The sequence below is a fragment of the Cytophagales bacterium genome (genome assembly GCA_033344775.1).
Lineage (GTDB): Bacteria > Bacteroidota > Bacteroidia > Cytophagales > Cyclobacteriaceae > JAWPMT01.
The window spans coordinates 821,494-835,274 of the sequence record JAWPMT010000002.1; the positions used below are offsets into that span (position 1 = coordinate 821,494).

At 43.2% G+C, this 13,781-nt stretch carries 2 protein-coding genes; both read left to right on the forward strand.

The genetic code is table 11. From position 1 onward, the window contains the following. The first annotated feature begins 142 nt into the window (after nucleotides 1-142). Nucleotides 143-12,967: an amino acid adenylation domain-containing protein gene (locus R8G66_07715; protein ID MDW3192235.1), complete on the forward strand. Its 12,825-nt coding sequence runs from the start codon at nucleotides 143-145 to the stop codon at nucleotides 12,965-12,967. Further along, the gene (locus R8G66_07720) at nucleotides 12,957-13,775 is read left to right on the forward strand and encodes a phytanoyl-CoA dioxygenase family protein (protein MDW3192236.1); all 819 of its coding nucleotides are present in this window, start codon (nucleotides 12,957-12,959) and stop codon (nucleotides 13,773-13,775) included. The genes R8G66_07715 and R8G66_07720 overlap by 11 nt, the downstream gene beginning before the upstream one ends. Nucleotides 13,776-13,781 lie beyond the last annotated feature (6 nt).

Sequence of the window (13,781 nt, forward strand, 5' to 3'; positions counted from 1 at the left end):
ATATTTGAATTTGTAGTGCTGATCATCGCATAAGTTATTCCGTTTTTTGTTTTTTAAGCTGTTGAACAAGTTTTTTAAACAGGCCAATTGATAAGAACTAGCAAGCCTTGAGTTGACACGTGTGCTTGAGGTTAAGGGTACCATGGATATTCTAGATTTATTTTCTAAATTGAATGAGTTGGGCGTGAGGTTGAGCGCAAAAGGAGCGGCGCTTGAAATTATCGACCCCAAAAACGGCTTGTCAGAAGAACTAAAGGTACTGATAAAGGAAAACGAAAGCGAGATTCTGGATCTACTGGAAGATTTCGATTTTCCCGCACCTGCCCGACAGATCGATAAAGCTGAATCTAAAGATCACTATCAACTATCTTCTGCCCAGAAACGCCTCTATTTCATTCAAGAGTTTGACAAAACGTCAATCGCCTATAATCTGTCACAAGTCGTTCGCATTGAAGGTGCCATTGATAAGCCTAAACTCGAAGGTGCTTTCAGGAATTTGGTAGATCGCCATGAAGTATTGCGTACATCTTTCGTGCAGCAAGGTCAGGAGATTGTGCAACAAATACATGACGAATTTGATCTTGAAATTACCTATTTCGAGGGTGGAGCGTCGGATATCGATGGACTGGTAAAATCCTTTATACGGCCATTTGATCTTGCCTTTGCTCCCTTGATTCGGATTGGAATAATTAAGATTTCAGAACAAGATCATGTTTTGATGGTAGATACCCATCACATCATTTGTGATGGAGCTTCTGAAGGAATCTTAATTTCTGATTTTGTGCGATTGTATCAGGAAGAAGAGTTGCCTGAACTATCTATACAGTTCAAAGACTATTCAGAGTGGCAGGAAAGTGAGTCCCACCAATCAGATTTGTTGACACAGGGTAACCATTGGCGAGAGGTGTTTTCGGAGCCCTTGAACGTATTAGAATTGCCAAGGGATCATGCCCGTCCACGATTGATGGACCGGAGTGGAGGCAAGACTGAGTTTACTTTAGATGCCAGGGAAACAACTGAATTAAACCGATTGGCTCGGGAAGAAGGGACTACCTTGTTTACGGTATTGTTCTCAGCACTGAACATACTTTTAAGTAAGCTGGGAAATCAGGACGATATCGTCATTGGAATACCTACGGCTGGAAGAAACCACGCGGGCCTGGAGCAATTGATTGGGATGTTTGTGAATACCCTGGTCTTACGTAACCACCCAAAAGGAGAGCTGACTTTCAAGTCCTTCTTAGCGGCAGTAAATGAGAATACGCTTGAAGCGTTCGAAAATCAAAGCTACCAATATGAATCGCTGATCGACATGCTACAGGTGAGCAGGGAGCCGAATAGAAACCCTCTGTTTGATGTCATGTTTGTGTTTCAAAATAACGAGACCCAGGAGTTAAAAATACCTGGTGCGACTTTGAAATATCACCCAATAACGCATCAAACCTCGAAGTTCGATCTCACTTTTTTTGTGACCGAAATAGATAAAGGGTTACGCTTCGAACTAGAGTTCTCGACTGAATTGTTCCTGCCAGATACCGCAGAGCGATTCCTGAAGTGCCTTAGGAAAGTAGTTGATTCCATATTAAATAATAGTGGGATAAAACTATCTGCCATTGACCTGTTATCCGTTGAAGAGAGATTTCAACTACTCGATCAAAACAATACTTCAGGTATTGGTTACCCTACAACCGAAACCCTGAATTCTCTTTTTGACAGACAAGTAGCTACACATCATGACCGGGTTGCGTTAAGCTATCACGGTGAGGAATTAACGTATGCCTCGCTGAATGCTCGTGCCAATCAACTTGCAGGTTATCTGATAAATCACGGGGTTACAATGGGGTCAATTGTAGGTTTACTGTTAGATGATCCTGTGGATCAGATTGTAGCTATCCTCGCGACATTAAAAGCGTCGGGTTGTTATCTTCCAATTGATACCTCACACCCAGAGGAACGCATTGGCTATATGCTAAAAGACAGTAATTGTCAAACAGTGCTAACTTCAGCCATACAAGCAATTGATCGACAGGAGCTTTTGGATCCTTATCAGGTCATTTTGGTGACAGATGATGAAATCTCCAGGTTACCAATTACTTCAATTCACTCAGCAATAGAAGGTAGCGATCTTGCTTATATCATCTACACTTCAGGAACAACAGGCCGACCCAAAGGAGCAATGGTCGAACATAAGCAGGTAGTTCGACTGTTTTTCAACGAAGCGACCTTGTTTGATTTTGGTCCGGAAGATGTGTGGACCATGTTTCATGCTTATAGCTTTGATTTTTCTGTTTGGGAAATATTTGGCGCGTTACTCCACGGAAGTAAATTGGTATTGCTCTCAAGAGAAGATACCCGAGATCCAGCCCTTTTTCATCAATTGTTGGCGAAGCATGGTGTAACAATCTTGAATCAGACACCCACCGCCTTTCAGAGCCTTCAAGCATTTGACCAATCGGTAAAAGAATCGTCCCTAAGTGTTCGAAAGGTGATTTTTGGAGGAGAGCAATTGAATCCAGCTACGATCAGGCCATGGCATGAAAAATATCCGGCCTCCGAAATGATCAACATGTATGGCATTACTGAGACGACAGTCCACGTAACCTACAAGTTGTTAACTACACCCGACTTCCAATCCAAAGTTTCCAACATTGGATGTCCTATTCCTACTACTCAGATATATATCCTGGATGATCAGTTGAATTTATGTTTGCCTGGTGTAAAAGGAGAGATGTATGTCGGTGGTGATGGCGTTTGCCGTGGCTATATCAATAACACCTATCTCACCTCAGAGAAATTTATTTCAAACCCGTTTCGAGCAGACGAACGACTTTACAAGACAGGGGATGCAGGTCGCTGGTTAGCCAATGGAGAACTTGAATACCTTGGAAGGATTGACCATCAAGTGCAGGTGCGAGGTTATCGTATTGAGCTTGGAGAGATTGAAACGCATTTACAAAGTTATCCTGAAATTAGAGAAGTAGCTGTAACAAGTCGAGGAGAGGGCGCGGAGGTATATCTGGTAGGATATTATGCCTCTGATGCTCCAATATCAGTCGATCTGCTTCGAACACACCTTTCTGCGCAGCTTCCGGGCTACATGATTCCCTCATTCTTTGTTCAATTGGATCAGTTGCCTTTGACAAGTAATGGAAAAGTGGACTTTAAGGCCTTACCTGATGATTTTGATGCTGAGCAAGGGAGCTATGAACCACCTCAGAATGAGGCGGAAGTACAACTGGCTCAAATCTGGAGCGAAGCTTTGAAAGTGGAGAAAATTGGCCGGAATGACAATTATTTTGCCTTAGGTGGAGACTCCATCAAGGTGATCAACATCGTCAGTCGAATCAATCAATTTTTCAGTTCACAGGTCAGGATAGCAGATGTGTTCACACATCAGACGATCGCGCAAATAGCCACACTGATCCCGACTCGATCATCTGAAAATCAGGAAAACGAATTAAGAAATGAGGTGCTCCGGCATTTTGACACCTTATTGAAAGAATACCAGGCAAAGGTCGGGTATGGTCATCTGGAAGATGTATATCCGATGAGCGATATACAGAAGGGCATGATATTCCATTCCATTAAGGAAGAGGGGGTTTATCACGATCAGATGTCAAACCTGCTCAAAATGAAGCATTTCGACGCAGAGGTCTTCAGGAAAGCGTTGGGATTAATGGTCGAAAAACATCCAATGCTGAGGACAAGCTTTAGCATGGATGAAGAAGAGCCGCTTCAATTTGTGCATGAGAATGGAATGGTTGATTATGTACATCAGGATTTGGGTTCAAGTTCTGCTGATGAGCAAAAACAGATCATCACCACGCAATTGGAAGAAGACAAGCACTCAGGATTTGATTTGTCTCGACCGGGGGTATGGAGGTACAAATCCTATTCGCTAGGAGATAACAACTATATTTTATGCTTCATCTTTCACCATGCCATCATTGACGGATGGAGTAATGCATCTTTCAGTACAGAGCTTCATGAAACCTACTACAAACTACTGGAGGATCAGGATTTCGCACCCGCACAACTGAAAAGCACCTACAAAGACCTCATTGTCGAACAACGAATACGAAGGGAAAGTAAAGCGTCCAAAGAATTTTGGCAGGAAGAATTAGCTGATTACAATCGGTTTGTTTTTGATGAAACTGAAGATTTTCAAGTATTTGAGCAGCTAAGTTTCGATATTTCCGATGACACCCTCGTAAGACTATCGTCTTATGCAAAGGCACATCATTTAAATGTTAAATCAGTCTGTTATGCTGCATTCTTATCTTGCATAAAACTATATTCATTCAATAGTGACCTTACTACAGGGTTAATTACTAATAACCGTCCTGAAGTAGAAGATGGAGACAAGGTACTGGGATGTTTTTTAAATACGGTACCGTTTCGATATGCCTTCCAGGAAGAAAAGACATGGCATGATTTAGTAAAGGGTATTCATGACAAGTTGATTTTGTTAAAAGGCTACGATCACTTGTCGTTGCATGAAATTTCGTCACTTGTAGAAGATAAGTCTGATCATACAAACCCGATTGTTGATGTTATTTTCAATTTCGTTGACTTTCATGTCTATGAAGCCCTGAATCTTTCATTTCAGGATTCCGACGAATTGAGGGATTCGGCAAAGGTGCTTCATGCCCCTTTTGAAGCGAAAAGCTACGAAAGAACCAATTTTGGGATGGCTTTTACCGTGAGTACAACAGAGGGGCAACTCTCTTGCTCTTTGTCCTATCTCACGTCGTTTATGAGCCATAGATTGGCCAAAGATTTTCTGTCGATCTATGAATCGACGTTAAAGAAGATCATTGATCATCCGGAAGACGTTATTGATCACCAAAGCATTTTACCAGCTGCCCTTGCTGCTGGTCTAGGACAAACAAATTCTACCAGAACCATCGGTTATCCAACATCGGAAACCTTGGTGACCTTATTTGAAACACAGGTCGAAAAGCATGCGGACCGGATCGCTTTGAGCTATCATGGAAATGAAGTCAGTTATGCTGATTTGAATGCAAGAGCCAATCAGATCGCAGGTTACCTTAAGACGAAGGGTGTACAAAGAGAATCTATTGTAGGCTTACTGTTAGATGATCCTGTTGATCAGGTTGTATCCATTCTTGGCGTACTGAAAGCTTCCGGAGGATACCTACCCATAGACCCAACACTTCCGGAGGAACGGGTGGGATACATGTTAAAGGACAGCAATTGTCAGGTGGTATTGACTCAAGAATTGTTGGCCACTTCAAAGACCGAACTATTAACACCTTATGAGGTGATTAATGTTTCCGATGAATTAATCCGGCGACATGAGACCTGTAATCTGCCTTCAGATAATGAAAGTAAGGACCTGGCCTACATCATCTATACATCTGGTACAACAGGTCGCCCAAAGGGAGCAATGATTGAACATCGTCAGGTAGTACGGTTATTTTTCAACGATGCTCCCATATTTGATTTTGATGAAAAAGATGTCTGGACACTTTTTCACTCCTATGGTTTTGATTTCTCTGTGTGGGAAATGTACGGAGCCTTGCTGTATGGCGGCAAACTTGTGTTGTTGACAAGAGACGAAGCACGAGACACGGCTACTTACCATCAGTTACTTCGAGCACATGAAGTAACCATTCTGAATCAGACTCCTACTGCTTTCCAAAGCCTTCTGAAGATAGATCAGTCACATCCTGAATCATCACTACGAGTTCGAAAAGTGATTTTCGGAGGGGAGAAATTAATTCCCAGCGCGATCCGGTCATGGCAGGAAAGATACCCGACCACTGAAATGATCAATATGTATGGAATCACGGAAACCACCGTTCACGTGACCTACAAGCATTTGAGTGAATCTGACCTTTCCTCGGCCGTGTCTAACATTGGTAAACCTATACCTACTACGCAGGTTTACATCCTGGATGAACAGGGCAATTTTAGTTTGCCAGGAGTGAAAGGAGAGCTGTTTGTTGGCGGAGATGGTGTATGCAGAGGTTACCTGAACAATGATTCGTTAACAGCTGAGAAGTTCATTGAAGATCCACACCAGCGGACAAGAAGAATTTATAAGACCGGGGACATGGCTCGTTGGTTGCCAAGTGGTGACATTGCCTACTTAGGTCGAGGCGACGATCAGGTAAAGATCAGAGGATTCCGGATTGAACTAGGCGAAATTGAGAACTGCCTTTCTGCACATGCATCTATTCATGAAGCAGTTGTAGTTATAAAAGAACAGGGGTCGGACAAAGTGCTGGTAAGTTACTTCCGTGCCAACAAAGAGTTGAGCTCGTCAGAGGTGCGTGACTTTTTGGCGGAGCGCCTTCCTGCGCATATGGTCCCTACCTATCATGTCCAGGTCGATGAGTTTCAGATGACCAGAATAGGGAAACTAAATCGAAAAGCTCTACCAGATCCGGACATGGCCAATGGTGTGACTTATACCGCTCCAGGTACTGAAATTGAAAGACAATTGGTAGGTATATGGAGTGAGGTGTTGAGTTTGGATAAGACTCAAATAGGGATCGATCATGAGTTCTTCGATTTGGGTGGTCATTCATTGAAGATGATGACCCTGGCAAACAAGATTACTTCGGTGTTTGGTGTAACTGTTTCAGTAAAAGACTTATTCAGCCATTTGGATATCAGGAGCCAGGCCAATCATATTGAGGCATTAGATCTGGTAGCTGGAAGCAATCGTATACCCAAAGCTCAGGATAAATCCCACTATGTTACTTCTTCAGCCCAACAAAGGCTGTATTTCCTGCATCAGTTCAATAGGAAATCGACGGCATATAATATGCCTTATGCGCTTAGACTGAGCGGAGAATTGGAAATTAACAAGCTGGAAGCCTCCTTTCAATCATTGATTGCACGACACGAAATACTACGCACTTCCATTGTGATGCTGGAAGGGGAGGTTGTACAGCAGCCGTTTGAAGCATTCAAATTTGCCATTGAGTCTTACGAATCGGATGAGCATGATCTGGATAAGACCATGAGGCATTTTGTTCGACCTTTTGATCTGAGTAATCCTCCATTGTTGCGGGCCGGACTGGTAGAGGTATCTTCCAAAGATCATTTGCTGATGGTGGATATGCATCACATCGTTAGTGATGGAGCTTCGCAAGATCAGATGATCAGGGAATTCATGCAGCTTTATCAGGGTGATCCGTTGAGTGAACCTTTGCTGCAGTACAAAGACTATGCGGAATGGCAACGCCTTCCTGAAATCAAGGACAACTTATCTGCCCATAAAGCTTATTGGCTTGAGGAATTTTCAGATGAAGTTCCAGCACTGGAGTTACCTCCGGATCATGCGAGACCAATAGAAAAAGACTATTCCGGTGCCACCGCTCAATTTGATTTGATGGCCGAAGAAATAGATGGATTGAAGGAGTTAAGCAGAGTCGGGGGCACAACGATGTTCATGACCTTTTTATCTTATTTATATGTGCTTTTGTCGAAACTGAGCAATGAGGAAGATATCGTTATTGGAACGCCAATAGCCGGACGAAATCATGCTGATTTGGAGAAGATTCAGGGCATGTTTGTCAATAGCCTGGCACTACGTAATTACCCTAGAGGCGAATTCCAATTCCTGGACTTTCTGACCACCGTCAAAGAAAACGTACTTACGTGTTTTGATCATCAGGATTATCAATATGAAGCGTTAATTGAGGCGCTTGACCTTCAACGTACCACCAATCGCAATCCTCTGTTTGATGTCATGTTCTCTTATGAGTATGCAGAAGGAACATCTTTGACCTTACCGGGTCTTGCTATTGAATCGGTTGATAGTCCTCATGAAGTGGCCAAATTCGATTTGACTTTTATCGTCAGCGAAACAGAGAATGGAATACGAATGCATGTGAACTATTCAACAGAATTGTTTGCTGCGTCGACGATTGCTCAATTTGTTACTTATTTCAGAGAAATTATTGCGACAGTCACTGCCAATGCCGAAATCCAACTTTCAGAGATTGAAATACTGTCCGAGGATCAAAAGCGTGAACTGTTAGAAGGATTCAATGCGACCCAGGTAGCATATCCCAATAAATCTATTGCGGAGCTGTTTGAAAATCAGGTAATCTCACAAAAAGATCGCGTGGCTTTAATTGCCGGTGAGCGACAGATTAGCTATCAGGATTTGAACGCCAGGTCCAATCAAATAGCGCGCGTGCTCCAGTCGTGTGGTATCGAAAAAGAAGAGCTGGTTGGGGTGTACGCTGATCGCTCTATCGAAGCGGTTGCCGGTATTCTGGGCATATTAAAATCCGGGGGTGCTTACTTGCCTCTAGATGTTGATTACCCAGAGGATCGGCTGAGTTACATGCTGGAGGATAGCGGATCAAGGGTCGTTTTGTGTATTGGAGAATTTCCTCCAACAATAGGGCGTGGTAGACAAGTACTTGATCTGATTTCGGTGGGTACGGATCAACCTACAGACAACCTTAAGAACAATGGGAGCTCGGAACAGTTGGCGTACGTCATGTACACTTCCGGTACCACTGGAACCCCAAAAGGAGTACAAGTAGATCAGAAGTCAGTTGTCCGATTGGTCCATGGGCAGAACTATATGCAATTGAAGGAAGAAGATCGTGTTTTAAGCCTGTCAAATTTCTCTTTTGATGGCTTTACATTCGACCTGTACATGCCTCTGTTAAATGGAGGTGCTCTCGTGCTACCCGATGAAGACATTTTCCTGGATCTGCCGGCATTGGATTCACTTATATCAGGACAAGCGGTTGATTCCTTTTTCCTCACGACGGCCTTGTTTAACGCGTTGGTAGATGCGGAGTTAGGCTCTCTGAAACGATTGAAATATCTACTATTTGGAGGGGAACAGGTTTCTGTGCCTCATGTGAGTAAGTTCAAGGCATTGTTTCCAGATGTGAACATTCATCACGTATATGGACCCACGGAAAATACCACGTTTTCCACCTGGTTCGAAATAAGTGAGGTGAGTGATAATGATGTAACCATTCCAATTGGTTCGGGAATTTCAAACAGTACTTGCTTTGTTCTGGATGCACATCAAAAATTAGTACCGAAGGGCGTCAGAGGAGAATTGTACCTGGGTGGAGATGGTGTATCCAGGGGATACCTAAACAACACTTCCCTGACAGATAGGAAATTTATAGATAATCCTTATCGACCTGGAGATCGCCTTTATAAAACAGGGGATATGGTGCGTTGGACAGATGAGGGGCAAATAGCGTTTATCGGCAGGGTCGATGACCAACTTAAGATTCGAGGTTTCAGGATTGAACTAGGAGAGATCAAATCTCAGCTGCTGGGACATGGGTCCGTTCTGGAATCTGAAGTCGTTGTGATTGATCACGAGGGAGATAAAGTACTTGCGGCCTACTTTACCACTAAAGAAGATTTGACGATCGATTCATTGAGATCATTCATGTCTAAACAGTTGCCAGATTACATGATCCCTGCTCATTTCAAGCAGTTGGATGAGTTTCCGCTTACTGCAAATGGCAAAGTAAATAAAAAGGCCCTTCCTAAGATATCAGTGCAGTGTACCGAGGATTATGTTGCCCCCGATACGGTGATAGAAATACAGTTAGCGGAACTATGGAGTGAAGTCCTTAAGATTGAGAAAGAAAAGATTGGAGTTAATCAGAGTTTTTTCGATCTGGGAGGTCATTCGCTCAAAGCCATGGCCTTGTGTAATAAGGTGTCCAAGGATTTGGCGGTAAGATTACCTGTGAAAGACTTGTTCTTGCATCAGGACATAAGAAGCCTAGCAAGTCATATAGAGGGATTGTCAAGTGATAACCATGTAGCTATTTCTTCTGCCCCGGAGAAGCCTTATTACGTGACATCTTCCGCACAACAACGTCTTCATTTCCTGTATGAGTTTGACAAGCTTTCACTTGCTTATAATATGCCGCAGGTCGTTAGATTGAGAGGACAGGTCGACAAATCGAAACTTGAATCCACGTTTATTGCATTGATCGAACGTCATGAGATTTTCCGCACGGCCATTGAAAGACTTGAAAGTGAACTTGTACAGCGCCCCATCGACCGTATGGATTTTGGAATTGAAGACTTTGAACCTGATGGGCGTGAGGTAGGAGAGATTATTTCAAATTTCATTCGACCCTTCGATTTGAGTAAACCGCCGTTACTTAGGGTAGGTCTGATCCGACTGTCTTCAGAGGAAAACATCATGATGATAGATATGCATCATATCATAAGTGATGGAGTTTCTCAGAAACATTTGATCAGCGATTTCATGCGCATCTATGAGGGGGAGTGGTTGGAAAAGCCTCGGTTGCAGTATAAAGACTATGCGGAATGGCAGCAGAGTGCCACACAACAAGCAAACCTGAATATCCAAAGAAATTTCTGGTTAGGTGAGTTTGAAGAGGAGGTCGGTGTATTGCATTTACCCACGGATCACGCTCGCCCGAAAGTAAAAGACTACCAGGGAAATCTGGTGAACTTTTCACTGACTTCCGAGGAAGTATCAGGACTTAGAGCAATCAACCAGGGAAATGACACGACCATGTTTATGACGCTCCTTGGTGTTTTGAATGTGCTTTTGAGTAAGCTGAGCAATGAACAGGACATTGTTATAGGTACGCCTACCGCGGGTCGCAACCATGTTGATCTGGAAGAGATGCAAGGCATGTTCGTCAATACCCTGGCAATACGAAATCATCCGCATAACCAGCTGAGCTTTAAGGCATTTCTAGAGGAGGTAAAGCAGAAGGTACTCAGTTGTTTTGACCATCAGGATTTTCAATACGAGGATTTAGTAGAAGCACTGGGTCTTACACGTGATACCAGTCGCAATCCGCTGTTTGATGTGATGTTCTCCTATCAAAACTTTGAAGGAGAACAACTGAATATCCCCGGACTCACTTTGCTTCCTGAATCCAATGGACATGAGGTTGCAAAATTTGATTTGACGTTTACCGTCAGCGAGTCTGATGACAAACTCGAGGTAATGGTGAGCTACTCTACGCAATTATTTGAAGCAGCAACCATCAAGCGATTCATTGCCTACTTCAAGCGAATTATATCCTCTGTCATTGAAGATGTGAACATTCTGTTGGGAGACATTGACGTCATTGATGAGCAGGAAAAACAACAACAGCTGCTCTCATTCAATGATACCTCCTACGACTATCCAAAAGATAAAACAGTCATAGACCTGTTTGAATTAAATGCTTCGTTAGTGCCAGACCGTCCTGCGCTCATATTTCATGAGGAAGTATTGAGTTACAAGGAATTTCAGTCTCGTGTAAACAAGTTGACCAGTTTGCTGATCAAAAGAGGGGTTGCCAGTGGTGATGTAATTGGTATCATGTGTGACCGTTCGCCGGATTTGGTCGTGGGCATATACAGTATTTTGAAGGCTGGCGCTGCCTACTTGCCGATCGACCCACAATTTCCCAAGGCCAGAATCGACTATTGCCTGGAAGACAGTGGCGCTACTTTTTTGTTATTGAACTCAGCCTCAAAATCACAGATTAACGCAGCCATTCCTACGCAGGAGTTAGACGAAATACAATATGAAGCGCTTGAGGAGGAGCACATTGTTAGTCGGGCGAAACCAGAAAATCTGGCTTATATCATTTATACCTCAGGTAGTACAGGTCAGCCCAAAGGGGTCATGATCGAACACAAGTCCCTGATGGGAAGACTGCACTGGGTGCAACAAACCTATCCGATCGACCACAAAGACGTTCTTTTACAGAAAACCACAAGCGTATTTGACGTATCAGTCCGGGAGTTGTTTTGGTGGTCACAAGCTGGGGCTAGTCTATGCATTTTACCATCAGGAGACGAGAAGGATCCCATTTTGCTGAGCGAAGCAATCGACAAATATCAGGTGAGCATGATCAATTTTGTTCCTTCCATGCTGGAAGTTTTTCTGAATCATGTGGATCATGCGAATCAACCTCCGAGACTGAATTCTTTGAAGCATGTTTTTTCCGGAGGAGAGGCCTTGAAAAAGTCACAGGTACGCGCGTTTAAACGCATCCTAAATGACCTTAATCAAACCCGGCTTACCAATTTTTATGGCCCTACCGAAACCACCATTAATGCGACATATTTCGATTGTTTAGGTGAAAATGAGTCATTGGCAATTCCAATTGGTAAACCGCTAGGAAATACCACAGTATTGGTGTTAAACAAAACAGGAAAATTGCAGCCATCAGGCGTGCCTGGTGAATTGTGCATTGGTGGAGTAGGGCTGGCTCGAGGTTACCTGAATAAGGAGGAACTGACCGATGAAAAGTTTGTGGAGCATCCTTATGCTCCGGGAGAACGGTTATATAAAACAGGAGATATCGTGCGATGGCTTGCTGATGGGAACATCGAATACCGCGGTAGATCTGATGAGCAGACCAACCTCAAAGGGCTCAGGGTGGAACTAGGAGAGATTGAATATGCCTTGTCAAATCATGATGGGATAAAGCAAGCTGTGGTATTGACAAACGGTGAAAATGACAGTGCTGCTATTGTGGGCTATTACGTTTCAGAAGCCGAATTTACTGCATCAGCATTACGAAACCACCTCGAGCTACAGTTGCCCAAATACATGATACCGGCGCACTTTGTTCACCTTCAGGAGTTGCCCATTACAACCAATGGTAAGCTAGATCAGAAAGCATTGCCGGAAGTAAGCTTGGAGGAAGTAAATACGTACAGATCTCCTGCTACGGCAACAGAGATCAGACTCACCGAAATATGGAGTGAGGTATTGGAATTAGAGACTGATAAAATTAGCGTGGATCATAGCTTCTTTGATCTGGGAGGAAGTTCTCTTAAAGCAACTTCTACGCTAGGAAGGATAAACAAGGAATTCGATACAACCATTTTGGTCAAAGATTTTTTTCAATCCGATACGATCCAAAAACTCGGTGAATTGATTGAGATCGTTAAGTGGTCAAACAACGAGGAAAGTGAACAAAAAGAAACAACGACATATGAATTTTAGACTTACCGATGAACAGACGGCATTTTATGCAGAGAATGGCTACCTCTTGCTTGAGGAATTGTTCAGAAGCGAGGAGGTTGACGAGTTAAAAGCAGCCATCGCCGAATTCCGGGATCATACGAATTCACCCAACATCATAAGGGAAAGTAATGGAGATGTCAGGTCTGTCTTCGCTCCACACTATTCGAATAAGCTTTTTGAGGAATTATATAAAGATCCTCGCCTTGTAATACCTGGAGAACAGTTGATCGGAGATGATGTCTATCTCTATCAATACAAAATAAACATTAAGGAAGCTTTTGACGGAGATGTATGGGAATGGCATCAGGATTTCCCCTATTGGCATTTGGATGATCAGGTCTCGGATCCTGCAATGGTATCGGTGATGATCCTGCTTCAGGATACCAGATCGTATCAGGGAAGTTTAATGATAATACCAGCCTCTCATAAGGAAGGGCTCGCGGATTTTGAACCCAAGAATGAGTTGGAATCGATGACCATGGATAAAGATTTTCGGCATTCATTAAGCAACAATTTAAAATATACGGTAGCTCGTCAGCTGGTACGAGATATGGCCGATGAGCACGGCATAAAGCACATTGAAGGGCCTGCTGGAACGGTTTTATTCTTTCATCCGAATATTTTTCATGCTTCTCCTTCGAATGTTTCACCATACGAAAGAGACACAGCTATTATAACCTACAATGGTGTTAATAATTCTGCTAAGCCAATGGGTAGTCAGCGACCAGATTACCTGTGTGCAAGAGATACCGCAAAGATTGAAGCTTACTTAACACAACGCTATTAGAACCCA